At 69.8% G+C, this 25,041-nt stretch carries 18 protein-coding genes; 4 read left to right on the forward strand and 14 right to left on the reverse strand.

The features are described 5' to 3' along the window. Positions 1-190 precede the first annotated feature (190 nt). The gene (locus ACH4YP_RS22900; RefSeq protein WP_398492118.1) at positions 191-1,309 is read left to right on the forward strand and encodes an FAD-dependent oxidoreductase; all 1,119 of its coding nucleotides are present in this window, start codon (positions 191-193) and stop codon (positions 1,307-1,309) included. Positions 1,310-1,432: 123 nt separating this feature from the next. On the opposite strand, the gene ACH4YP_RS22905 is transcribed toward ACH4YP_RS22900, so the two are convergent. From ACH4YP_RS22905 to ACH4YP_RS22950, 10 genes are all read right to left on the reverse strand, one after another. After that, complete coding sequence (locus ACH4YP_RS22905; RefSeq protein ID WP_398492119.1) at positions 1,433-2,782, reverse strand: alpha/beta hydrolase domain-containing protein; 1,350 nt, start codon at positions 2,780-2,782, stop codon at positions 1,433-1,435. A gap of 26 nt (positions 2,783-2,808) precedes the next feature. Next, complete coding sequence (locus ACH4YP_RS22910) at positions 2,809-4,536, reverse strand: CocE/NonD family hydrolase (protein ID WP_398492121.1); 1,728 nt, start codon at positions 4,534-4,536, stop codon at positions 2,809-2,811. 35 nt (positions 4,537-4,571) lie between these two features. Next, the gene (locus ACH4YP_RS22915) at positions 4,572-5,318 is read right to left on the reverse strand and encodes an SDR family NAD(P)-dependent oxidoreductase (RefSeq protein ID WP_361054310.1); all 747 of its coding nucleotides are present in this window, start codon (positions 5,316-5,318) and stop codon (positions 4,572-4,574) included. 4 nt (positions 5,319-5,322) lie between these two features. Then, positions 5,323-6,081 carry an enoyl-CoA hydratase/isomerase family protein gene (locus ACH4YP_RS22920; RefSeq protein ID WP_361054313.1) on the reverse strand — a complete coding sequence of 253 codons (759 nt, stop codon included), beginning with the start codon at positions 6,079-6,081 and terminating at the stop codon, positions 5,323-5,325. Further along, on the reverse strand, positions 6,078-7,742 hold the full coding sequence (locus ACH4YP_RS22925) for an AMP-binding protein (protein ID WP_398492123.1): 1,665 nt from the start codon (positions 7,740-7,742) through the stop codon (positions 6,078-6,080). Before ACH4YP_RS22925 ends, ACH4YP_RS22920 begins: the two co-directional genes overlap by 4 nt. A gap of 162 nt (positions 7,743-7,904) precedes the next feature. Next, a complete protein-coding gene (locus ACH4YP_RS22930; protein ID WP_398492125.1) occupies positions 7,905-8,546 on the reverse strand; it encodes a TetR/AcrR family transcriptional regulator in 642 nt (213 codons plus the stop codon). Between the two features lie 57 nt (positions 8,547-8,603). Beyond that, positions 8,604-10,421: a glycoside hydrolase family 3 protein gene (locus ACH4YP_RS22935; protein WP_398492127.1), complete on the reverse strand. Its 1,818-nt coding sequence runs from the start codon at positions 10,419-10,421 to the stop codon at positions 8,604-8,606. A gap of 33 nt (positions 10,422-10,454) precedes the next feature. Then, positions 10,455-12,266 carry a beta-glucuronidase gene (gene uidA, locus ACH4YP_RS22940; RefSeq protein ID WP_398492129.1) on the reverse strand — a complete coding sequence of 604 codons (1,812 nt, stop codon included), beginning with the start codon at positions 12,264-12,266 and terminating at the stop codon, positions 10,455-10,457. Between the two features lie 88 nt (positions 12,267-12,354). Continuing rightward, positions 12,355-15,411: a glycoside hydrolase family 2 TIM barrel-domain containing protein gene (locus ACH4YP_RS22945; RefSeq protein WP_398492131.1), complete on the reverse strand. Its 3,057-nt coding sequence runs from the start codon at positions 15,409-15,411 to the stop codon at positions 12,355-12,357. Beyond that, entirely contained in the window at positions 15,408-16,637 is a 1,230-nt protein-coding gene (locus ACH4YP_RS22950) for a glycoside hydrolase family 1 protein (protein WP_398492133.1), read from the reverse strand. The genes ACH4YP_RS22945 and ACH4YP_RS22950 overlap by 4 nt, the downstream gene beginning before the upstream one ends. Positions 16,638-16,818: 181 nt before the next feature. On the opposite strand from ACH4YP_RS22950, the gene ACH4YP_RS22955 reads away from it, so the two are divergent. Together ACH4YP_RS22955 and ACH4YP_RS22960 are read left to right on the forward strand one after the other, a co-directional pair. Beyond that, positions 16,819-17,442 (forward strand): TetR/AcrR family transcriptional regulator, encoded by a 624-nt coding sequence (locus ACH4YP_RS22955; RefSeq protein WP_398492135.1) that lies wholly within the window; start codon positions 16,819-16,821, stop codon positions 17,440-17,442. Then, on the forward strand, positions 17,439-18,425 hold the full coding sequence (locus ACH4YP_RS22960) for a Gfo/Idh/MocA family protein (protein ID WP_398492137.1): 987 nt from the start codon (positions 17,439-17,441) through the stop codon (positions 18,423-18,425). Before ACH4YP_RS22955 ends, ACH4YP_RS22960 begins: the two co-directional genes overlap by 4 nt. Positions 18,426-18,504: 79 nt before the next feature. Here ACH4YP_RS22960 and ACH4YP_RS22965 read toward each other — a convergent pair whose 3' ends face one another. From ACH4YP_RS22965 to ACH4YP_RS22980, 4 genes are all read right to left on the reverse strand, one after another. Beyond that, positions 18,505-19,389, reverse strand: a complete 885-nt coding sequence (locus tag ACH4YP_RS22965) for an ATP-binding cassette domain-containing protein (protein WP_361054340.1) — start codon at positions 19,387-19,389, stop codon at positions 18,505-18,507. After that, the gene (locus ACH4YP_RS22970) at positions 19,386-21,215 is read right to left on the reverse strand and encodes a dipeptide/oligopeptide/nickel ABC transporter permease/ATP-binding protein (protein ID WP_398492139.1); all 1,830 of its coding nucleotides are present in this window, start codon (positions 21,213-21,215) and stop codon (positions 19,386-19,388) included. The genes ACH4YP_RS22965 and ACH4YP_RS22970 overlap by 4 nt, the downstream gene beginning before the upstream one ends. Then, positions 21,212-22,153: an ABC transporter permease gene (locus ACH4YP_RS22975; RefSeq protein WP_361054346.1), complete on the reverse strand. Its 942-nt coding sequence runs from the start codon at positions 22,151-22,153 to the stop codon at positions 21,212-21,214. The genes ACH4YP_RS22970 and ACH4YP_RS22975 overlap by 4 nt, the downstream gene beginning before the upstream one ends. 83 nt (positions 22,154-22,236) lie before the next feature. Continuing rightward, the gene (locus ACH4YP_RS22980) at positions 22,237-23,784 is read right to left on the reverse strand and encodes an ABC transporter substrate-binding protein (protein WP_398492141.1); all 1,548 of its coding nucleotides are present in this window, start codon (positions 23,782-23,784) and stop codon (positions 22,237-22,239) included. A 486-nt stretch (positions 23,785-24,270) separates the two neighbouring features. Here ACH4YP_RS22980 and ACH4YP_RS22985 point away from each other — a divergent pair, with 486 nt between their 5' ends. Then, a complete protein-coding gene (locus ACH4YP_RS22985) occupies positions 24,271-24,915 on the forward strand; it encodes a TetR/AcrR family transcriptional regulator (RefSeq protein WP_361054352.1) in 645 nt (214 codons plus the stop codon). Positions 24,916-25,041: the final 126 nt, after the last annotated feature.

Below are 25,041 nucleotides of genomic sequence, written 5' to 3' on the forward strand. Positions count from 1 at the left end.
TCGTACCTCGTCCGTTCCCGCCGCCGACCGGCTTCCGCCAGTGCTCCGGTGTCGGTGTGCTGTCGGTGCGCTGTCGGTTGTCGGTGACGGGTGTCGCTGAGGTGTCCGTGCTCTGTCGGCGAGGTCTGGAACGTTTCACGGAGATCCTGCCGGGCGTCATCCGGCAGGCGTGAACACGCGAGGAACCACTATGAGCACTCACGTCACGATCATCGGCGCAGGACTCGGCGGTCTCACGCTCGCCCGCGTCCTCCACGTCCACGGAATCCCGTCCACGGTCTACGAGGCGGAGTCCTCCGCGACGGCGCGCACGCAGGGCGGGCTGCTCGACATCCGCGACTACAACGGCCAACCGGCTCTGCGGGCGGCCGGCTTGATGGACGAGTTCCGCGGCATCGTCCTGGAGGGACGTCAGGCGATGCGGATCCTGGACCGGGACGGGAAGATCCTTTTCGATCTGCCGGACGACGGTACGGGTGGCAGTCCCGAGGTGCTGCGCGGCGAGCTGCGGCAGCTGCTGCTCGACTCGCTTCCGGCCGGCACCGTCCGGTGGGGGCACAAGGTCAGCGGTGTCCGTGCCCTCGGCGACGGCCGCCATGAGGTGGTCTTCGCCGACGGCACCACCGTCGTCACGGGCCTGCTGGTCGGCGCCGACGGAGCGTGGTCCCGAGTCCGGCCACTGCTTTCCGACGCGGCCCCCGAGTACATAGGCATCTCGTTCGTCGAGACCTACCTGTTCGACGGTGACACCCGGCACCCGACCAGCGCGAAGATCCTCGGTGCCGGAGCGACGATGGCGCTCGAGCCGGGAAAGGGAATCATGGCTCACCGGGAGCGCGACGGGAAGTTCCACTCCTGGGTGATGCTTTCCAGGCCGCGGGACTGGTTCGCCGGCATCGACTTCACCGATCCCGCCGCGGCCACCGCCCGGACAGTGAACGAGTTCGACGGCTGGGCACCGGAGCTCACCGCGCTGATCAGCGACGGTGAGACCGCACCTGTCCTGCGCACCCTCCACACCCTGCCCATCGAGCACCGGTGGGACCGGGTGCCGGGGGTGACCCTGCTCGGCGACGCCGCCCACCTCACGGGCCCGAACGGTGAGGGCGCCAACCTGGCCATGTACGACGGCGCCGAACTCGGCGAGGCCGTCGCCGCACACCCCGACGACATCGAGACCGCGCTCACCGCATACGAGCAGGCCATGTTCTCCCGAAGCGCCGCGTCCGCCGCCGAGCAACTCGATCTCCACGAGCTCCTCGGCGACGGCACACCCGACAACCTGATCGACAAGTTCGCCGGGAACTGAACGTTCCGACCACAAGGGTCCGCCCGGTTGTTCAGGCGCCCGCAGCGGTGAGGAGGCGTCCGCCCGCGCGGAGGCCTCCTCACCGCGGATACGAGGTGACGCCGCGGCCGGTGAGCAGGCGGACTACGGGATCTCGATCTGCCGTGCCTCGCTCCGCATGTCGTCGGCGTCCTCCGCCAGGAGCCAGCCCCCGGCGACGAGTTCGTCCAGCCGGCTGTCGAAGCGCTCGACGTACGTGGACGAACTCCCGTACAGCTCCCGCAGTTTCGGCGGGTCGAACGGCTTCTCGCTGCCGATCGTCAGGTAGCTCGGAGTACCGTCCGGGTTGGTCGGGTTGGCCCGGTACGCGGAGTGCGGCACGTCCAACTGGACGCTGCGCACCCCGCCCTTGGTGTTGCCGTGCTCGTCGAGGGCGAAGTAGCCGTCCTCGCCCACCTCCAGGCGGTCGGCGCGAGGCGGCACCGTGCCGTTCGCCACCCACTCGACCAGGTGGTGCAGGCCCATGTTGAACAGCTCGAAGTGCGGCAGGCTGTTCATCTTCGGGCCGAAGGTGACGTCGTCGTCCGGGAACGTCGCCTTCCACAACGACACGTCGTTGTACGGCGCTTGGCGGGTGCCCATGTGGGGGATGCCGGCGAGCTCGTAGAGGCGGAACCGGTCGCCGGGCTTGTCGCTGTCGTCGCGCCGGTACTGGCGGCCCTCGTGGCCGGGGACGAACGAGTAGGTGGGGACGGAGACGTCTCCGTCGCTCATGACCTGTACGACCGGCACGTCCACGTCGTGGAAGGGGGCGAGGGGGAAGCCCGACGGGAAGAAACCGTCGTAGACGGGCGCCCCGCCGGCCAGGCGCTGTACGTCGTGGGCGGAGTCGACGTAGGTGGTGGTGACCCAGCCGGTCTGCGAGTGGCCGGCGAGGACGACCTGCCCCACCTCCGTGTCCGCGAACGGTCCCTCGGGCGAGCGGAGAGCGGCGCCGACCTGGGCGAGGATCGTGCTCGCCGCCCGGTTCCGGCGGCGCAGCTCGCTGAAGAAGAACTTCGACGCCTCGCGGTTTCCGAGGTTGGCGTTCATGTCGAAGTCCGCGCTGTCGGGACCCTCGATGTGCAGGGACTCGTAGCGCTGTGCGTTGGACGCCTTCACATGCAGGTCCAGCGTGGTCTTCTGCGCGGTGATCTCCACCCACGCGTGGCCCGACCGCAGGATGTAGGGGCCGGTGTAGATCCAGATCGGCGCGATCCCGTGGACGTGCAGCGGCTCGGCGATCACGGTGCCGCTGAAGCGCGCCCAGTCCCTGGGGCGTCGTACGAGCACGGTCGTCGCGTAGGAGTGGCCGTCCTCCTCACCGGTGGCGATCCACTCCTCCTCGACGTAGTCGTACGTGTCGAGGGACGGCACGTGGGTGCCGTAGGGGGCGAAGGCCGCTGAGCCGTCGTCCGGTGACTGGCGCAGTACTGCCGGGGTCACGGTGTCCATGGTGCTCCTAGGTGGGCGTGCGGCCGTCAGCGGGGAATGATCGGGAGGATGAGACGGGAGGCGCGCAGCTCGTCGTGGAAGACGTGCTGGGTGGCCGGCACCGTCTTGTCCGAGGTGGCGTGGGTGATGCGCTCGCCCGTGTTCGGGTTGAGGTCGAAGGTGGGGAACTCGCTGGAGGAGACGTCGAGCCGGATGCGGTGCCCGGCCTTGAAGACGGTGCTCGTCGCCCACAGGCTGATCTCGTAGCGGTACGGCGTTCCCGGCGTCCGGGGCTCGGCCACCCCGTGTCCGGTGCGGACGATGCCCTGGCAGACGGTGACGGCGGTGCCGTCGGGGAAGACGTCGATCAGCTTCGCGGTGAAGTCGGTGTTCTCCACGGACGACGACGCCCACAGCTCCAGCGTCACCGGACCGGTGACCTCCACCTCGTCCGCCAGCGCCGGGGTGGCGTAGACGAGCACGTCGGAGCGCAGGGCCGTGGCGTCGAGGTCCACCGGGTCGCCGTACGCCGCGCCTGTCCTGAGTGAGCCGGGCACGGGGTCGCTCGGGTCGTACACGTACACGTCCGGCTGCTCGTCGGCCGGTGCCTGTGTCGACAGGCTGCGGTCACCGTCCGTGCCGTGCAGGTGGTACGGGGTCCACTCGGTCCTGGCGAGGGGCCATTCCTGCTCCTCGCGCCAGACGTTGTCGCCCATCACGTACAGCCGGACCGGCGGTTCCTGCGTCTCGTAGTCCGGCAGTTCGCCCTTGAGGTGGTGGGCGAAGAACCGCATGACCGGTGCTTCCGGGCTGAAGTCGACGAAGTACCCGGCGTTGTCGTCGGCGTCGGGCCGTTGCTGGACGCAGTTGTGGTTCCACGGCCCGATGAGCAGGCGCTGCCCTTCGCGGGCCCGCGTCATGGCGGTGTACGCGTCCAGGTTGCCCTTGAGGAAGAAGTCGTACCAACCGCCCAGGTGGAAGACCGGCAGGTCGATGTCGTCGGCGTGGGCGGCGGCGCTCATCTGCCGCCAGTACGGGTCGTCCCCGTCGACGTGGTCGCAGTGGTCGCGGAACCAGGGTGCCAGCTCCCGCAGTTCCTCGACGTCCCGCAGCGGGCGGCGCTCCAGCATGCTGCGGGTGGTCTCCACCTCCAGCCGGGTCAACTCGGCCATTTTCACCGGGTCACCGAGCCCCCCGGCGTCCATGATCGCGCCGGCGGCGGCGAAGCCGGGCAGCGGCGACGGTACGTCCCGGCGGGCGGCCTCCTCCGTGGTCATCATGCCGCTCCAGCTCAGCGCGAGGCCGAGGTGGAGCACGCCGGGCGCGTAGTACCAGGCGCTGTCGCCCCAGTCCCAGCTGCAGGTGAAGGGGGCGAGCGCGACCAGGTGCGGCGGCCGGGCGATGGCGGCGGTCCACTGGGAGAAGCCGCTGTAGGACATGCCCCACATGCCCACCTTGCCGTTCGACCAGGGCTGGGCCGCCGCCCACTCGACGGCGTCGTACCCGTCCTCCACATCCGGCGAGAACGGGTAGAAGTCGCCTTCGGATCCGAACCGGCCGCGACAGCTCTGCACGATGACGGCGTAGCCCTGATGGGCGATGCCCTGCGCGAACATCGCCGAGATCCCGTCGCGCGGGGTGTACGGGTAGCGCTGGAGCAGCACCGGGTAGGGCCCCGGCCCGGCCGGTCGGAAGATGTCGGTACGCAGACGGATGCCGTCGCGCATCGGCACCATCACGTCGTTCTCGACGACGAGTTCAGCGGCGTCAGCCATGTGGTTGTGTCCCCTTCGGTTTGACTCGTGGTCGGTCAGCGCAGAGCGGTGCCGGTACTGATTCCGCCGTCCACGTCGAGGATCACGCCCGTCACGTAGCGGGCTGCCTCCGAGCACAGGTACGCGGCGGCCTCGGCGATGTCCGTGGGGTCTCCGATGTGTCCCATGGGCACCCGGGCGGCGAGCTTCGCGCGGGCGGCGTCGTTCATCGAGGCCAGCATCGGCGTGCTGATGAGGCCGGGCGCGATCGCGTTCGACGTGATGCCGTGCTTGGCGCCCTCGAGGGCGATCGTGCGGGCCATGCCCACCACGCCGGCCTTCGCGGCCGCGTAGTTGACCTGCCCGAAGTTGCCCCGCCAGGACATGGAGGAGAAGGACAGGATGCGGCCGTAGTCCTGCCGCTTCATGTGCGGGAACACCGCCCGGCAGCAGTTGAACATGCCGCGCAGGCTGACGTCGACGACGGCGTCCCACTCGTCGTCGGTCATCCGCTCCAGCCGGTTGTCGCGGATCACCCCGGCGTTGTTCACCAGGACGTCCACCCGGCCGAGGGCGTCCACCGTGCCGGCCACCCACTCGTCGACCTGCTCGCGGTCGGCCACGTTCACGACCGACGTGCGTACGTCACCGCCGCACTGCTCGGCGGTCTCCTTCAGCGAGGCGTCGTTGACGTCGCACAACGCCAGGCGCGCGCCCTCCGCGGCGAACCGCTGGGCCATGGCGCGGCCCAGTCCCTGTCCGGCCCCGGTGATCAGAACCACTCGGTCTTCATAACGTCGCACGGTGCTACCTCACGGCTCGCTGGTCGAAGAAACGGGTGAGCTTGGCGGCGATGTCCTGCTCGCGCCAGTGCTCGGCGAACACGTCGAGCTCCTGCAGCAGGGCCTCCGCCACGGTCGGATCGGCGAGCAGCTGCTTCAGCCGCGCATGGCCGGGCGGCAGCCCCGTGAAGGAGCGCGCCACGGCCGAGACGGTCGCCTCGAACTCCTCGGCCTCGACGACGGCCTGGACGAAGCCGCTGGGCACGAACTGTTCGGCCGGCAGCAGCTCACCGGTGAGCATCAGGCGCCGGGCCAGCGGATCGCCCACCTTGCGGGGCAGCCGCACGCTCGAACCGGCGCCGGGCAGCAGCCCGTTGCGGATGTGCCCGTCGCCGATGACCGTGCCCGCCCGGGCCACGACCGCGTCGCAGGCGAGCGCCAACTCCAGCCCGCCGGCGACCACATGGCCGTGCACGGCCGCGATGACCGGCTTCGGTGCCGTCTCCAGCCGGGTGAAGCATTCGGAGACCGTGCCGAGGAACGCCAGCGGGTCGCCGCCGGTGCCGGCCAGCTCCAGCAGGTGGCGCAGATCGGCGCCGGCGCAGAAGCTCGGCCCGTTCCCGGAGATCACCACGGCCTCGGTGTCCGGGTCGGCCATCGCGGCGGCGACGGCGTCGTCCAGGGCCTGGATCAGCTCCGGGTTGATCGAGTTCCGGCTGTCGGGCCGGTTGAGCCGGAGCCGGCGCACGGCGCCGGACTGCTCGGTGAGTACTGCGGTGGTCACGCGTGGGCCCCTGGGTCGCTCTGGCGCTGCTGGCGCAGGACGTATCGCTGGATCTTTCCGCTGGGCGTCTTCGGCAGCTTGTCGGCGAAGTGCACCGTGCGGGGGTAGGCATGGGCGGCGAAGCGCTTCTTCACCAACTGCTGGAGTTCGACGGCCAGTTGGTCGGAGGCCTCGACTCCGTCCTGGAGGACGACAAAGGCCTCCAGGACCTCGCCGCGGACCTCGTCGGGCGCGGCGATGACCGCGCACTCGACCACCGCGGGGTGGGTGACCAGGACGGACTCGACGTCGAACGGGCCGATGCGGTAGCCGGCCATGATGATCACGTCGTCGTCCCGGGACGAGAAGTGGAAGTAGCCCTCCTCGTCCACCCGGCCGACGTCACCGGTGTAGTACCAGCGGCCGTCGGGGCTGAACTTCTCCGCGCTCTTCACCGGGTCGCCCTCGTACCCGTGGAACCAGGCGAGCGGGCTCGCGGCGAGGTCGGCGGCGATGCGGCCGACCTCGCCCGCGGGGGCGATCTCGTCACGGTCCTCGTGCAGGACGCGCAGGCTCCACCCGGGCATCGGATGCCCCATGGACCCGGGCAGCACCGGCCGGCGCAGCGCCGGGAACTGGTGGTTGTTGACCAGCATGCCTGCCTCGGTCTGCCCGTAGTGGTCGTGCACCTGGATGCCGAACGCCTCCTCGGCCCAGGCGTTGACCTCGGGGGTCAGCGGCTCGCCCGCACTGGACGCGCAGCGCAGCGCGAGACCGTCCGGCACCGGGACGCCGGAGGCGCGCAGTGACCGGTAGACGGTGGGGGCGGCGGTGAAGTTGGTGACCTTGAAGTCGTTCATCACCTGCCAGGTGAGCTCGGCGGAGAACCCGGAGTGCAGCAGCACGCTGGGCACGCCCAGGCTCAGCGAGGCGATCACGCCGAAGTAGAGCCCGTAGGCCCAGCCGGGGTCGGCGGCGTTCCAGAAGACGTCGTCCTTCGTCACGCCGCAGCCGTACTCGGCGTAGAGACGGAAGCCGGAGATCGCCGCGGTGGGTACGACGACGCCCTTGGGGCGGCCCGTCGTGCCGGACGTGAAGATGTGCACCAGCGGCGCGTCCCCGCCCAGGACGGCGGCAGGGTAGCCGGGCCCATGCGCGTCGAGCAGCTCGGTGAAGCGGAGATCACCGGGCTTGCCGGGGCCGCCGCTGACGACGGTCCGCCACTTCGCGTCGGCCGGGATGTCCTCGCCCGGCTCCAGCTTCGCCCGCTGCGACTCGTCGCAGACGACGACCTTGGCCTCACTGGCCAGCAGGCGCAGGGCGATCGCCGGGGGCGCGAAGGCGGTGAACAGCGGCACCGTCACCGCGCCGAGCCGCCAGGTGGCGAGCAGGGCGACGAGGTAGTCGACGCTCTTGCCCATCAGCGTCGCCACGCGGTCGCCGGGCCCCACGCCGAGGTCGGCCAGGGCGGCTGCGAACCGCTCGGACTCCGTCTTCAGCCGGCCGTAGGTCAGCACGGTGGCCGACAGGTCCGGCTCGATGACGGTGTAGGCCACGGCGTCGGACGGGTGTCCGTCGCAGAGGAGGTGGGCGACGCCGGCGTGCGGGTCGCTGTAGAGGGTGACCAGCTCGTGGACCCGGTCGAGCGGGTCGGTGGCAGAGCTGGAATCGGTGAGGGCCATCGTTTGCCTCATAACGGAACGACGAAGGCGACCTTCGATGTGCGGGTACGATTTCGCGTACGTTAGTACTCGATGAAGTATTCATCAAGGGTGTGAACAGTAGACACCGTGTCGAATGCGTGCACGGCGTGGTCGAAGTGTGGTCGGTGGGTCCCCGCCAGGTCAGCGAGGCGTCTTGGAGACCGCCCCGAGGACGAGGTCGCTCAGCTCGATGAACGCGTCCCCGGAGGACAGCCCCGTCGAGGCGAGCAGCTCACGGCTGTGGATGCCGTCGATCAGCAGCCCCACGGCCTGACTGACGAACTCGGCGTGCACCGCCCGGAAGTCGCCCGACTCCACGCCCGCGTGGATCATCCCGCGGACCCTGCTCGTCGCGGCGAGAGAGTTGACGGTGTAGACCTCCCTCGTCGTGTCGTTGTCGAGCATGTCCTCGTAGCAGGCGGCCGACATACGACGCATCTGCTTGCCCACCGCCGCCAGATACGTGGCGATCTGCTGGGCCGGGTCCGCGACCTCGGCGACCTCCTCCTCCACCCGTTCCGTCGCGTCGTGGAAGAAACGCTTGAGAGCGGTCGCCACGAGATGGTGGCGGTTGGAGGAGAGCGCGTACAGCGTGGACTTCGAGCACTGCAGACGGGTGGCGAGCGTGTCGACGGTCAGCCCGGCGAAGCCTTCCGCCAGGACGATCACCTGGAGTTTCCCGAGCAACTCGTCCCGCCGGTCGTCGTCGAGTCGCTTACGGCCGGTACCGTTCGCGCGCCGACCGGTCCGTGAGCCGGGCTGCACGGCTGCGTCACTCCCCACCGGGGCCGGACTGTTCGAGTACGGAATCATGCCTCATCGTACCGCGAGCCTCCGAAATCACGGTTCACGAGGACGTGGCACCCCCTCGCGAGGTCGGTAGGTGAGCCCGTGGCCGAACACGAACACCGGGTCCCTGCCGTCGCTCGGGACGTCGGAGCGCTGTCGTTCGACGTCGGCCATCGATCGGGGCAGCTGGAAGGGCAGTCTGCCCTCGGGGGCCCGTCGTCCGAAGAGCACGTCGAGCAGCGGCTCGTCACCCGTGCCGTAGTTCCCGACCAGGGCGGCCGAGGCGTCGGCGATCTCCGGGATCACGGCGGGGCGTTCCAGGTAGATGTCGACGACGGTGGGCACCCTGGCGCACATGCCGAGGACGGCGGCGAGTTCCTCCGCGCCGAAGGCGAGCCCGCCGGAGTGGAAATGGGACTCCAGAGGGCCGGCACGCCGGTCGTAGGGGGTGCTCAGCCGCAGGATCGCCACGTCCGCCTCCTCGGGGGTGGCCACGACGGTGCCGTACCCGGCGGCGGTCTCGGCGTCGACACCCTCGACGTGGACACGGGTGCCCTCGGTGAGCGGGAGCAGGGCGCCGGTGTTCTTCAGCGGGGTGTTCTTCAGCAGGGTGATGGACCGGCTCTGTGCCGTCCGTCCAGCCTGGACCGCTTCCGCGGTGCCCACCACGGACGCGGCGGCGTCGACGTCCACGAACGGGTTCTCGAACAGGCCGAGGACGAACTTCTCGCGCAGCAGCCGCCGTACGGACACGTCGAGACGCTCCTCGGACACCCTGCCCGTGCGCACCAGCTCGACGATCAGGTCGGGGCAGGACTCGCCGCCGAACTGGTCGCAGCCGGCCTCGATGACCTTCAACGCCCGCTCGGACGGTTCGAGTCCCTCCACGCCCCAGGCCCGCGCCGGGCCGAGCACGGTGTCGTTGACCAGGCTCCAGTCGGTGCACACGATGCCGTCGAAGCCGAGTTTCTCGCGCAGCAGCCCGGTGATCACGCCCTTGTTGAAGCCGAAGCCGACGGCCTCCATGCCGGTGTCCACCGGCATGCCGTAGTACGGCATCAGCTGCGAGGTGCCGGCCTCCAGGGCCTTGAGGAAGGGCGCGAGGTGGTGGTCGAACATGCCGCCCGGGTAGACCTGTTCGCGACCGTGCGGGAAGTGCGGGTCCTCGCCGTCCTTCTGCGGTCCGCCGCCGGGGAAGTGCTTGGTCATCGCCGAGACCGAGTGCGAGCCGAGGTCCTCGCCCTGCAGGCCCTTGATGTACGCGGCGACCAGGCGGCCGGTGAGGTCCGCGTTCTCGCCGAAGGTGCCGCTGATCCGGGACCAGCGCGGCTCGGTCGCCAGGTCGATCTGCGGATGCAGGGCCACCCGGATGCCGACCGCGAAGTACTCCCGCCGCACCAGGTCGCCGAAGGCCCGCACGGTCTCCTCGTCGCCGATCGCGGCGAGACCCGTGGTCTCCGGGAACTGGGCGAAACCGCGCGCGAGCGCCGACGTGCCCCAGTTCTCGGTGAAGTGGTGGCGCGGGTCGCTGGACAGCGTCACGGGGATGCCGAGGCGGGTGGACAGCGCCACCTCCTGGAGGCGGTTGTGCCAGGCCGCGATCTCCTCGGGCTCGGCGCCGCCGACCAGGTTGAAGTGGTTCAGGTGCCGGACCTCCACCATCTCGCGCACCGGGCGGCCCCACAGCATCCGCTCGGGGTCCTCGACGAACTCACCGCCGGGCCCCATGACGGCCCGGTCGTGGAACATCAGCCCGGCCTTCTCCGCCAGGGTCATCCGGCCGAGGAGATCCTCGACCCGCTCCTCGACGGGGCGGGACGAGTCCTCGTACGGTGCGGTGGAACCCCCGCGGAAACGGTTGCGGATCATGTCCATGTCTCCTCGGCAGGCGTCGGGGCGGGGCTACTCGCCGGTGCTCGAAGGCTTGCGCCCGCCGAGCGGCAGCCACCGCTGTCGCAGCGAGTGGGCGGCGGCCTTGGGGTGCCGTTCGCGGGTGAAGACGCCCTTCTTGTTGCCGCCGACCCGGTGGATCCCGTTCGACGTCTGGAAGTCGGCGAAGTTCCACACGTGTTCGCCGATGAAGGCGTCGATACGGTCGAAGACGCGGTGGTTCGCCTCCAGGTAGGCGAGCTGGTACTCCTCCGTCCAGGGCGTGTCCCACACGGAGTGCAGCCCCGGCAGGGTGTCCGCCCCGTACTCGCTCATCATGATCGGCTTGCCGAACTTCTCGGCCCAGCCGCGCAGATCGCCCTCCAGGTACACCTCCGCCGTGGCCAGGTCGCCGGTGGCGATGTACCAGCCGTAGTAGCGGTTGATGCACAGCACGTCGAAGAGGTCGGCGATGAGGTCGTTCTCGTGCGTCGCGAACATCACCGCCGCATAGCTCACCGGACGCGTCGGGTCGAGCTTGTGGGTCAGCTCGACGAGCGGCTCGAAGTACTCCCGCGCGCCCTGCTCGTTGGAGGACGGCTCGTTGGCGATGCACCACATCACGACGCTGGGATGGTTCTTGTCGCGGGCGATGAGCTCCCGGATCGCCTGGGCGTGCGCGGCCCGGGTGTCGTCGTTGAACGTCTCCTCGGAGAACGTGGCCCGCGGCGGGGTGCCCATCAGTCCGGCCTCCACGGCCAGGTTGAGACCGACGGCCGCGGTCTCGTCGATGACGACGATGCCGTGCCGGTCGGCGAACTCCATGACCTCCTCGGCGTACGGATAGTGCGACGTACGGAACGAGTTGGCGCCTATCCACTCCATCAGCTGGAAGTCGTGGACGAGGTAGGCGTCGTCGTGGCCCTTGCCGCGCACCGGGGTGTCCTCGTGCTTGCCGAAGCCGGTGAAGTAGAACGGCTCGCCGTTGATGAGGAACTGGGTCCCGCGCACCTCGACCGTGCGCACCCCGAACGGCTCGGTGAAGGTGTCCACGACCTCGCCGCCACCGGTCCCGTCTCCGTCCAGTACCTCTACGACGAGGTCGTAGAGGTACGCCGCACCCGGCCGCCACAGCGTCACGTCGTCGATCCGCAGGGTGCCGTTCGCCCCCTCCCCGGCGGCGACCTCGATGCCGTCGGCGTCGAGCGCGCGCACCCGGACCGCGGCCGGCGCGTTCGTCTCGACCGAGTAGTCGACCGTCCCGCTCGTGCCGTCGAGGCCGGTCACGACGGTGATGTCGTCGATGTGGACCGCGGGCTTGCTGTACAGCCACACCGAGCGGGCGAGCCCCGCGTAGTTGTAGAAGTCGTGCAGGTACGTCTGCTTCCGCCGGCCGTCGTGGGCGACGGTGATCGAGCCGGGCGGAATCGTGACGCTGGTCAGCTCGTTGTTGACGCCGATGGTGAGCCGGAACTCCCCGCCGGGGCGGACGTGTTCGGTGATGTCGGCCTCGAACGGCGTGTAGCCGCCCACGTGCTGGGCGACCAGCACGTCGTCGACGTACACCTTCCCCTCGTGCGTGGCGGCGTCGACCCGCAGCACGACCCGCTCGCCCGCCCAGCCGCGCGGCACCCGCACCGGACGCTGGTACCAGACCCAGCCGACGTGGTCGCGGATCGCGCTGTCGGTGAACAGGTCGTTGTAGCTGGCCGGTACGGGAGCCTCCAGCCGCGTGTCGAGCGGGCCGGTCCACGGCTCGGGGCCGACAGCGGGGGCGACGGCGAACCGCCAGATCCCGTCGAGGTTCACCAGCTCGCGGGTGGCGGTGGAGCGGGGCTTGAGCATCGAAGGTTCTCCTGTGCGGTGGGGTCGTGGGGGTCCGGCGCACGGCCGGGCGGCCCCGCCCGGCATCGGACGGGCGGGGCCGGCGCCGTCAGTCCTCGGCGTTCTCGAGCGTCAGGCGCCACTCCCACGCGTACTCGCTGCCCACGAGCCGGTGGCGCGGGTGGGTGTCGGGGCCGAGGACCGCGGTGCCGAGGCCGCGGTGCGCGATGTCGAGGTGCACCACGGTCTTCTCGCTCGGCTGGAGCTCCCACCAGTGGTCGGCCGCCTCGATCTCGCTCACCTCGTAGCGGCCCACGTTCATGTGGAGCGCGGTCGGGTGGGCGGTGCGGACCGTGCCGGCGGGGCCGGTCAGGGTCAGTGCGGTGACCTCGCCGCGGGTGCCGTTCTCCTGCGGGAGGAGGTAGGGCACGGCCAGGTCGTCGATGGGGCTCTCCCAGGAGCCGAGCAGGGCCGAGGCCCGCCGGTCGGGGTAGTTCTCCCACGGGCCGAGACCGACCCAGCCCGCGTCCTGGAACCCGTCGACGAGTTCGAACTCCATGCCGACACGCAGCCCGTCACGCGTGCCCTCCGGCAGCGTGACCTGCTCGGCGAGGACCCAGTCGCCGTCGGCGAGCGCGGTGATCGTCCGCCGGTGCACGACCTCGTCGCCGAAGGCGGCCTCGTAGCGGGTGGTGACCACGGCACCGTCGCCGGTCTCCTTGACCTCGACGTCGGCCGGCGTGAGCTTGAAGAAGCCGGAGCGGACGAACCGGTTGTCCAGGGAGAACGACTTGTCGTGGCAGGTCATCGCCCGCCACAGGCCGAGCTGCGGGGAGCGGCGCAGCAGCGGGTGACTCAGGTTGCCCTCGGCGTCGAGGGGCAGCGCGGCCCGCTTCGCCGGGGCGGCCGGAAGCTGTACGGGTGTCCGAGGGAAGGTGACCTGCTCGGCCGCGACCTCGGTGCCCGCCGGTGCCCACAGGGCGTCCTGGCGGGTCCGCACGGTCAGCGTCAGGGCCAGCGCCCCCGGTTCGGCGGCGAGCGACTTCCGCAGTGCGGCGGGGATCTCGATCGTGGCCTCGGCGCCCGCGGACACCTCCGGGGTCGGGACGGCCACGGCCTTGCCAGGACCGGCCGGGGTCTCGACGCGCAGTTCCAGCTTGTACGCGCCGAGGTCCGCGAACGACTGGCGGTTGCGGATCCGGAGCGTTCCGGCCCGGGCCTCCTCGGCGTCCGAGACGGTACGGACCGGGCTGAACAGGCCGCGCGCCTCGAACAGCGCGGGCTTCGGGGTGAGGTCGGAGAACACCACGCCGTTGACGAGCATCGGCCCGTTGTGGGTCTCGTCGCCGAAGTCGCCGCCGTAGCGCAGCTTCCCGTCGCCGTCCCGGTCCAGGGAGTGGTCCGTGAACTGCCAGATGAAGCCGCCCTGGAGTCCGGGCAGCGACTCGAAGAGCTCCCAGTAGTCGGAGAGCCCGCCGGTGCCGTTGCCCATGGAGAACGCGTACTCGCAGGTGATCAGCGGGCGGTCGGCGCGCGGGTCGGCGGAGTAGCCGGTGAGGCTGGCCAGGGCCGGGTACATCGGGCAGAGGATGTCGGTCACGGCGTGCCCGGCGTGCCAGTCGGTGGAGATCGAGCCCTCGTAGTGCACGGGCCGGGTCGGGTCGAAGCGCCGGAGCCAGGCGGTGGCCGCGTCGTGCGCCGAGCCGTCGCCGGTCTCGTTGCCCAGCGACCAGGAGATCACCGACGGGTGGTTGCGGTCGCGCAGCACCATCCGGGAGATGCGCTCGATGATCGGGGTCAGGTAGGTGGGGTCGTCGGCGATCGTGGAGGCGAAGGCGTGGCCCTCGACGTCCGCCTCGTCGATGACGTAGAACCCGATCTCGTCGCACAGGTCGAGGACCTGCGGGTCGTTGGGGTAGTGCGAGGTGCGGATCGCGTTCACGTTGAACCGCTTGAGCAGGGACAGCTCCGCCAGGTGCCGCTCCCGGGACATGACGCGCCCGGTCTTCGGGTCGACGTCGTGCCGCGCCATGCCCTGGATCAGGATCCGCTTGCCGTTGACGAGCAGGTCGGCGCCCTCGACGCGCACCCGGCGGAAGCCGACACGAATCCGGGCCTCGTCGGCGACCTTCCCGTCCGGCGACACGAGCTGGACGACGAGGTCTTCCAGGTGGGGCACCTCCGCCGACCAGGGCGTGACGTCGAGGTCGGAGAGGGAGAAGGCCGCGCGGCCGGCGGGCGCCGCCGGGTCCGGGAGCTTGGTCATGGTCGCCGGGATCGCACGGAACTCCGGCGGGACGGGCGCGCCCGCCGCCGTGATGCTGATCATGTCCATGAAGTCTTCGGGTAGCAGCGACTCGGGGCGCACCGACCGGTCCAGCGACGGCAGCGGAAGGGTGCGGGTGCCGAGGCGGGCGGAGACGGGCAGCCTGATCGACCGGTCGAGCACGTCGATCCGCACCGACCAGCCACCGGTGTCGTAGAGGTGGTCCAGACCCGACGTGGACACCTCCACCCGAAGGTCGCCGCGCCCGGTCTCCGGGTCGTAGTCGGCGACTGCGGACACGTCGGCCAGGGCGATGTCCGGCACGGTGTAGAGGTAGACCGGGCGGGTCAGTCCCGACTGCCACCAGTGGTCCTGGTCCTCCAGATAGCTGCCGGCCGACCACTTGGCGACCCGCAGGTCGATCCGGTTCGTGCCGGGCACGACGGCGTCGGTGATGTCGAACTCGGCCGCCAGGTGCGAGTCCGAACTGCTGCCCACCGGGCGGTCGTTGACGACCACGCGCAGCAGACCCGAGGCGGCCCCGACATGCAGGATCGTCCGGCGCCCGGCGACGGGCGACAGCTGGATCACCCGGCGGTAGACACCCGTCGGATTGTGCGCGGGGACCTGCGGGGGCACCTCGTCGAACGGCATCGGCACGTTCGTGTAGTGCGGCACGTCCCCGTCCGCGAGGTCCTCCTGCATCGTCCACAGGCTCGGGACCTGGACCTTCTTCCAGTTCAGGTCGAGCGGCGCGGTCGGCGACGGAAGCAGCTGGAAGTCCCAGGTGCCGTCGAGCTCCACATCGGGAGTCCGGCGCAGGGCGCGCATCGGCAGCCGGCCCACGGCGTGCAGTCCGGAGGCGTCCCAGGGGCCCGTCGTGTTCTCCGTCGTCGTCATGCCTGCTCCTCCAGTGCCTTGCCGCCGCTGCGGGCGACCTCTCCAAGCCAGCCGAGACTCGGCTTCGGGTGCCTCTCGAACGTCTCGCGGTCGACCGCGATGAGTCCGAACGTGGGCTCCCAGTGGCCCCACTCGTAGTTGTCCAGCGCGGTCCAGTGGAGGTAGCCACGTACGTCGATGCCGTCGTCGACCGTCGCGAACAGGTGGCGCAGAGCCTCCGAGGTGTACGCGATGCGGCGGGTGTCGTCGTCGGTGGCGATGCCGTTCTCTGTGATGAGGACCGGGGTGTGGCCGGTGGTCTCCCAGGCGTGCCGGACGGCGATGCCGAGGGCGTCGGGCCGGTACGCGTTGCCCGTCAGCGTGTTGTCGGGGTGCTCGGGGTGAGGGACGATGCCGTTGGCGTCGACGGTCTGGCTGGAGTATGACTGGACGCCGATGAAGTCGTCGCCGCGGGCGGCTTCGAGGTAGAGGTCCTCGCGGACGTACCGCACCTCGCGCAGCTTCTCCTCGTTGCCCGGGGTCGCGGTGAGCGACTGACAGGCCACGGTCCAGCCGGACTTGGCGCCGGTGCGCTCCTTGAGAACCTCGCGGGCGGCCTGGTGGGCCTGGGCCAGCCGGCGCCCGATCGTCGGGTCGGGGGAGGGCAGCACCGGGCGGGCGTCCCCCTCGACGGTGGGGCTCAGCCACTTCTCCGCGTCGTCGCCCTCGGCCGGTGCCTGCTGCTGGGACTGGCCCATCAGCGCCATCAGGGCGAGGATGTTCGGCTCGTTGATCGTGCAGACCCACTCGACGCCGTCGAGGATGCGGGTGGCGGTCTCGACGTAGGACCGGAAGCGGTCGATCGCCCGGTCCTCCAGCCAGCCGCCGTCCTCGGTGAACCAGCGGGGGTTGGTGAAGTGGTGGAGGGTGACGACCGGGGTGAGGCCGAGGTCCACGGCGGTGTCGATCATCCGCCGGTAGTGGGCCAGCTCGGCCAGGGAGATGTGTCCCTCGTGGGGCTCGATACGGGCCCACTCGATCCCGAAGCGGTAGGCGTTCAGGCCGGCGTCGGCCAGCAGGCGCATGTCCTCGGCGTAGCGGTGGTAGCTGTCGATCGCGTCGCCGCTGCGCGCCATGCCGGGCATGTGCGGCTCGAAGGCCCACCAGTCGCTGTTGACGTTGTTGCCTTCGATCTGGTGCGGGGCGGTCGACGCCCCCCAGAGAAAGCCGGGAATCAGTTCAGTCACCGTCGAGATCCTTGCTGGAGACCGGAGAAGGGGACGCGGCTCGGTCGATGGAGACCGGCGGCGATGGTTCTACGCTAGCATGAAATTCGAATCGCGATACTATTTTCGCGGCCGCCCTTTTCGCGGTGGCCGACAATGAGGCCGCCGGACCGGTTCGGCATCCAGCAGCGGGAGAGAGCACATGAACGCAAGCAGCGGCCGCGGGCCGTACGCGAAGTCGGCGGAGGTGCGCCGGCGGATCCTGGAAGCCTGTGTGGACGCCTTCGGCGAGACCGGCTTCTACGGCGCCACCATGAAGGACATCGCCAAGCGCGCCGAGATCAGCCACACCGGGCTGCTGCACCACTTCGCGCGCAAGGAGGACCTGCTCATCGCCGTACTGGAACTGCGCGACGAACGCGGCGCCCAGTTCCTCAAGTCGGCCGACGCCATCGACCCGGCGGCCCACCCCGTCGAGGCCCTCAGGGGAATGCTGGCCGTGATCGTGGACAGCGAACTGCAGCCGGGAATCATGGAGTTGCATTGCGTCCTCTCCGGCGAGGCGACCTCTCCCGGCCACCCCGCGCACACGTACTTCGCGAACCGCTATCGCAGCGTCCGCCGCTTCTACACCGAGGCGTACACGGCGCTCGCCGAACGCGGCGAGCTGCGCTCGGAGGTGGACCCGGCCACCCTCGCCGCGATGACGCTCGCCCTCATCAACGGCCTGCAGGCCCAGTGGCTCTTCGACCGGGACTCGGTGACGATGGAGTCCGCCATCCGCGCCTTCCTGGTGTCCGTCGTCCCGGGGCTGGTGGCCCGATGAGCCTCTCGATCGGCGTACTCGGCGCCGCCCGCATCGTGAAGTCCGCGCTCCTGGAGCCCGCCGCGGAACTCGACGGCGTCGAGGTCACCGCCATCGCCGCCCGCGACCCGGAACGGGCCGCCGCGTTCGCGGCCGAACACGGCATCCCGCGGGTGCTTGACTCGTACGACGCGATCGTCGACGACCCCGCCGTCGACGCCGTGTACGTCCCCACGCCCGCCGCCCTGCACGGACACTGGACGCGCCGCGCCATCGAGGCCGGCAAGCACGTGCTGTGCGAGAAGCCGTTCACGGCCAACGCCGACGAGGCCGCGGCGATCGCCGAACTCGCCGAGTCGAGCGGGCTCGTCGTGATGGAGGCCCTCCACTCGCGCTACCACCCGATGTGGGCGCGGATGACCGAGCTGATCGACTCCGGTGTGCTCGGCCGGATCAGCACCGCCCGGGCGGAGTTCAGCACCCCGCACGCCGACACCACCAACGACATCCGGTGGCAGCCGGACCTCGGCGGCGGCGCCCTGATGGACCTCGGCGTCTATCCGGTACGGCTGCTGCGCCACCTGTTCGGCGAGCCGGAGGTGACCGGGGCGCAGATCCATGACATCGACGGTGTCGACGCCTCGACGACCGCCCAACTCGCCTTCGCGGGAGGGGTGTCGGGCGAGGTCGTCGCGATCATGCAGACCGACGGCGGTTACGCCGCCGAGCTCCACGTCACCGGTTCGGCGGGCACCCTGTACGTGCGCATGCCCTACCACCCGTACCTGTACGGGGAGTTGACGCTCACGACGGAATCGGGCGTCGTCGTGGAGCAGGGCGACCCGCGCACCACGTACTCGTTCCAACTGGAGGCGTTCCGCGACGCCGTGACCAAGGGGGCACCCAATCTGACGGACGCGCGGGAGGCGACGGCGACGATGAAGGTCATCGACGCCGTGTACCGGGCCGGCGGTCTGCGACCGCGCACCCCCATCGCCCCCTAGCAGAGCGGCCGCGATCGCACCGGCCGCCGCGGGGCGGCCGGTGCGATCGCGGCCCGGGACACCGTGAGCCCGTGCGTGGTCAGGCCGCACCGGCCCGCGCGTCCTGCTTGGCATCCGTCAAGGTCTCCGTAAGGGCCTCCGCCTCGGCCAGCCGGCGGCGTTCCGTGCGCCGCCGTGCCTGCTCGACGGGATCCGCGACCGGAGCGGCGAGCAGCAGTCGCTGGGTGTAGGGGTGTTCGGGTGCGGAGGTGACGAGGTCGGCGGAACCGGTCTCGACGATGTCGCCCCGGTAGACCACGCTCACCCGGTGGCTCACGTGCCGCACGACCGCGAGGTCGTGCGAGACGAAGAGGTACGCGACGCCGGTGCGCCGCTGGATGTCGACGAACAGGTCGAGGACGCGTGCCTGGGTCGACAGGTCGAGCGCGGAGACGGGCTCGTCACAGACGATCAGCTTCGGCTCGGGGGCGAGTGCGCGGGCGATCGCGACGCGCTGACGCTGTCCGCCGCTGAACTCGCGGGGCAGCCGCTCCGAGGCGTCCTCCGGCAGTCCCACCTGATCGAGTAGCTGGCGCACCCGCGCCCGTGCGTCACGCGGCGTCGCTCCCTGGACCACCAGCGGCTCGCTGAGGATGTCACCGACGGTCAGCGTCGGGTTGAGCGAGGTGTAGGGGTCCTGGAACACGACCTGGATGTCGCGTGCCAGAGCGCGCCGTGCCTTGCCCGCGACATGGGTGATGTCCTCGCCCGCGAACAGGACGCGTCCGCCGCTCGGCTTCACCAGGCCGAGCACGGCACGGCCGATGGTCGTCTTGCCGGACCCGGACTCGCCGACGATCCCCAGGGTCTCGCCCGAATGCGCCGTCAGGGACACCCCGTGCAGGATCTCCACGGGGCGGGCCCGGAAACCACGCCCCGGATAGGCCACGCGCAGGTCGCTCACGTCGAGCAGGGGAGCTGTCATGATGCCTTCTCCTCAAGGACCTCGGTCGCGCCGGCCGCGGCGCGCTTCGCCAGGGCCTCGGCCACGGCCTCCGGGGGATCGGTCCGCAGGTTGCTCTCGTCGAGGATGGAGCCCAGGAGCATCCGGCTGTACGAATGCTGTGGCGTCCGGAAGATGTCCAGCGCCTCCCCGATCTCGACGACCTCACCTCGCTGCATGACCGCGACACGGCTACAACTGTCCGCCACCACACCGAAGTTGTGGGTGACCAGGAGCACGGCCATGTTCAGCTGCTTCTGCAGGTCCCGCAGCAGGTCCAGGATCTCCGCCTGGACGGTCACGTCGAGCGCGGTGGTCGGCTCGTCGGCGATGAGCAGCTTCGGGCTGCTCGCGACGGCGCCGGCGATGAGTACGCGCTGGGCCATGCCGCCGGAGATCTGGTGCGGGTAGGAGTCGAAGGTGCGCTTCGGGTCGGGGATACCCACACGCTCCAGCAGGGCGAGCACATGGGCGCGCGCGGCCTTCCTGGACAAGTGCTGCGAGGCCCGCAGCCCCTCCACGAGCTGCGACCCCACGGTGAACGACGGGTCGAGGTTCGACATGGGTTCCTGCGGCACGTACGCCACCGACGAGCCGCGCAGGCCACGCAGTTCGCCCTCGCTCAGGCCGAGGAGTTCACGGCCGTCGAGCCTGATCGAACCGCGGGTGACGACGGCTTCCGCCGGCAGTACGCCGAGCAGCGCGAACGCGGTCTGCGTCTTGCCCGACCCCGACTCGCCGACGAGGCCCAGGGTTTCCCCCGCGTCCAGAGTCAACGAGACACCGCTGACGACCTCCTTCAGCTCACCCGAGGGCGTGGGGTAGGCGATGGCGAGGTCTTCCACCGTCAACAGATGCGCGGCAGGGGAGTCGCCGGCCGCGCCGGAGTCGGCGCTCCTGACGAGCCGTGCGGGTGTGGTGATCTTGGCAGGCTTCGGCCTGCTCCGGTCCAGTGCGTCGCGCAGCGAGTTGCCCAGCAGGACGAACGACGCGTTGATGATGCCGAGGGTGAGGCTGGGCCAGATGAACTGCATCGGCTTCTCATAGATGTTGACGAAGCCTTCGCCGATCATCAGGCCGAAGCTGGGGACGGTGTTCGACCCGATACCGAGGAACGCGAGGCCCGACTGGAGGCTGATGGACGACCCCATCAGGAACGCGGTCGCGATGATGATCGGCCCGCGGATCACGAACAGCACGTGCCGGCCGAGAATGCGCAGGTCCGTCAGGCCCGAGACGCGCGCGGCGTCCACGAACAGCTCGTTCTTGACCCCGACGACGAGGCCCCGTACGAGGCGGAAGATGCCGGGCGACGACAGCACACCGAAGATCAGCATCGTGGCCCGGTAGTCACCGCCCGTCAGGGGGAGCAGCACGATCAGCAGGAGCAGACCCGGGAAGGTCATGATGAGGTTGAACACCCAGTCGGTGGTCGTCCGCACCCGGCTGCCGAAGTAGCCGCCGACGAGCCCCGCGGTGACACCGATGACGAGGGGGACGCTCGTGCCGATCAGACCGGCGATCATGCTCGTGTTGATGGAGTGGAGCAGCCGGGAGAAGATGTCGCGGCCGCTCTGGTCGCCCCCGAGCAGGTAGCCCGAGCTGCCGGGGTCGGCGTTGATCGCGTCCAGCGAGGCCTGGTTCGGGCCGTGCGAGGCGAGCAGGGGGCTGAGTATTCCGAGCACGACGATGACGAGCAGCACGCCGCCCGTGATGACGGCCTGCGGGTCCTTGAGCAGCTTGCGCAGGGGCGACTTGCGCTGCGGGACGCTCGGCCCTGTCGCGGTCGCGATGTCGTTGACGCTCACTGCTGCCTCGCCTTCGGGTTGAGCCAGCCGTTGATGATGTCGACGATCAGGTTGACTCCCACGACGAACAGGACCCCGAAGAGGGACATGCCCATGATGATCGGGACGTCTCCCTGGAGGGCCGCGTTGAAGGAGAAGCTGCCGATCCCCGGCAGCGCGAACACGTTTTCGATGATGAGAGCGCCGCCGAGCATCGCGATGAACTCCAGGGACAGGACGGTGAAGGCCGGCCCGGCGGCGTTGCGCAGGGCGTGCTTCAGCACGATCGACCGGGGGGAGATGCCGCGGGTGCGCAGGGTGCGGACGTAGTCCTTGCGCAGCTCGCCGATCATGGCGCCGCGGATCTGGGCGGACAGGTTGGCGATACCACCCATCATCAGGGCGATCACCGGGATGGTGATCGAGGCCAGCCAGCGGCCCGGACTCTCGGCGAAGGGCGTGTAGCCGGTGGCCGGGAGCCAGTCCAGCTTGACGGCGAAGATGACGACGAGGCCGATCGCGAGCAGCAGGTTCGGCACGATGTAGCCGAACAGCGAGGTGAGCTGCGCGAGCCGGTCGATCATGCCACCGCGCGAGGCCGCCAGGACACCGAGGACGACACTGATGACGGCGGTGAGCAACAGGGCGACGACGACGACGGACAGCGTGACGGTGAAGTGGTCGAGGACGGCGGTTCCGACAGGCTGGCTGGTGAAGTACGAGACGCCGAAGTCGCCTTCCAGGGCGTGCAGCAGCCAGTCGAAGTACTGGACGATCACCGGACGGTCCATACCCATCTCGGCCTTCTTCGCCTGGACCGTGGCGGCCGTGGCACCGATTCCGAGAATGCTTCTGACGATGCCGTCGAAGGACGTGCTCAGGAGGAGGAACGTGATCAATGAAACGAGGACGGTGAGCACCAGGCTCGTGCCGAGCCGACGCAACACGTAGGAGATCATGGGTGGTGGTGCTCCTTCGGACCAGGACCGACTGAAGGGGGTTCCGGGCTCGCGGGGCTCCGCGAGCCCGGAACTCACGCGGGCTAGTCGGAGACGCCGAACGCCCGGATGGTGCTGAAGGTGTTGGAACCGTCGCCGAGGTACGTGACACCCTTGGTCGCCCAGCTGTTGCCGAGGAAGGCGATCGGCGAGTTCCACGCGTCCTTGACCGCGAACTCGTTGACCTTCTGGTACGAGGCCACTGCCTTCGCCGGGTCGAGCTCGCCCCGCGCCTTGTCCAGCAGCTTGGTGAGCTTGGGGTCCGTGGAGCGGAAGGGGTTGAGGTAGCCGTCCGGGGCGAAGTTGTTGCCCGCCTCACGCGCGGAGGTGCTCAGTCCGTCGAGGAAGAGGATCAACGGGTACTTCTTCGAGCTGATCGCCGAGAAGTTGTTCTGCGCGGGCACCGGCGTCCACTTCACCTTGATCCCGATGTCTTCGAGCGCCTGCGTGACGGTCGGCTCGAACGCCTTGGTGTAGACGAAGCCCGGCATCGGGACGGAGAAACCCTTCGGATAGCCCGCCTCGGCCAGCAGCTTCTTCGCGGCCTTGGGGTCGAAGGGGTAGGTCTTCTCCAGTGCGGCGTCGTAGACCGAGCCCTTGGGGTTGAAGACCTGGGAAGTCGGCGTCGCGGCACCCTTGAGCAGCTGCTTGGAGATCTTCGCCCGGTCGAACGCCATGTTGATGGCCTGTCGCACCCGGGTGTCCCCGAGCGGCTTGAGCACGCTGCCCGCCCGGTCGGCGAGAATCAGGTTCGCCACCGCGGTGGGATTGAGGGGCGAGATCTTGTAGCCCATTCCCTTGAGCTTGGCGGAGTTCTCGGCGGAGGCCGGGCCGGCGTTGATCTGTCCGGCCTGCAGCGCGTTGGCCGCCGCGGTGGGATCCTGGATCACCTTCACCGTCACGGTCTTGAACGGATAGGCCTTCGCGTTCCAGTAGTCGCTCCGCCGCTTGAGCACATACGTCGTGCCGGTGACGGACGACTTGTCGAGGACGTAGGGACCCGAACCGACCGGGTCGAGCGCGGTGCTCTTCTTGGTCATCGTCGCAGGATCGCCGATGACTCCCGCCGCCATCGAGAGGCTGGTCAGCAGCGAGCCGTCCCGCTTCTTGAGGTGGACCGCGACGGTCGTGGCGTCGGGAGCCTCCACCGACTTGACGGCGGCCAGCAGGCCCTGCTGCGAGCCGGGCGTGGTCATGGTGCGTTCCAGGGTCGCCTTCACCGCGGCCGCGTCCACCGCCGCGCCGGAGGTGAACTTCATCCCCGCGCGCAGCTTCAGGGTGAGGGTCAGCCCGTCGGCGGAGTACTTCCAGCTCTCGGCCGCGTTGGGCTTCAGCTGCCCCTTGTTGTCGGTGTAGAGCAGCGTGTCGTAGAGGCTGCTCCAGACATAGGACGCCTGCCCGTCGTTGAGCTGGGGCGGGTCGAAGGAGTTCGGAGCGGACCCGATGGCGAGGGAGAGCGACTTGGCGCTGGGCGAGGACGACGACTCCGTCCCGCCGCCGCATGCTGTCAACGTCAGCAGTGCCGCCGCCGTGATCGCCGCGGGCAGTGCTCGGAACCGCGGTTGGGGGTTGGTGGATCGAATGCGCGTCATGTGGATTCTTTCTGTCCCGTGCGATCCGGGGTCCGGTGCGTCGAATGCGGCCGGCACCGCCCCAGGGCTCCTGTCGACCGCCTAGCGGTCGGTTCCTCGGCGTCGCGTCCAGGTGCGGCACATCATCACCTGAAGCGACGCTTCGCGTCTCGAACGTGTTAACTCGGCAACGCTTACCACGTGGTTGGATTTCGTTTGTGGAACGTAGGCGCCGGTGGGAGGGGCAGGGAAGAGGGCATGCGACGTTCTTGACCAGAGCGTTATCTTTCGAGGCGAGGGTTCTCGCCACGCCGTGGCGTGTCGTGTGCCGTAAAGGTCCAGGTCGCAGGGCTGCTTGAAGCCCTGGCAGCCCATCGGTGGCCATTTTTCGAATATTGACCAGCTGGAAAGCTTTCGCGCTCTGGCGCTAGGGTGCTGGGCAACTCCAGCGAGGACCCGACCGTGACCGCCCACCGGCGCGTGCGGCCAACAGCAAGGGGGCGTGACGTGGAACGGACAAAACAGCGCGGGCCGTATGCGAAGACGGCGGCCCGACGGGCGGACATCGTCCGTGCGGCGCGGGACAGCTTCGCCGAACACGGGTACGCGGGGGCTTCGCTGCGCGTCATCGCGAAACGGGCCGGCATCACCCACGCCGGCCTGCTGCACCACTTCCAGAACAAGGACGAGCTGCTCACCGCCGTTCTCGCGCACCGCGACGACGAGGAATGGGAGCGCAGCTTGGCCGAGGTCGACGGTGAGGACACACCCAGGCGGTATCTCGCCGAGACGCTGCTCCAGCACCAGAGGACGCCGGAGCTGATGCGGCTGTGGGCGGAACTCACCGCTTCGGCCTCGCGCTCCGACCATCCCGCCCACGCGTACTTCGTCGACCGCAATGAACGCGTGCGCTCCTACACCGCCGAGGCCATGCGGGGGCGTGCGGAGGAGGGGCGGCTGCCGGAAGGCCTGGATCCGGACAGCGCGGCCGCTCTGTTCCTGGCCGTACTCCACGGTCTGCAGATGCAGTGGCTGCTCAACCAGGATCTCGACATCATCTCGCCGCTCAACTGCCTCTTCGACCTCATCCTGCTGCCGGCCGACGGCCGGCCGGCCGCGGACCCCTCGCCCTCGGCGGAACCCTCCGCCTGAACATGGAGGCGGCCGGCTGGTGATGCTCCCGGATCTCGGCATGGGCCGTTTTGTCCGGCCCGCGTGGAGGGGGCGGTCATGCGTGCACCTGCTCGGCCGTGCGCGGAGCGCCTGGCGAAGGCCCTC

The organism is Streptomyces sp. NPDC020747, assembly GCF_044334695.1.
In the GTDB taxonomy this organism is placed as follows: Bacteria; Actinomycetota; Actinomycetes; order Streptomycetales; family Streptomycetaceae; genus Streptomyces.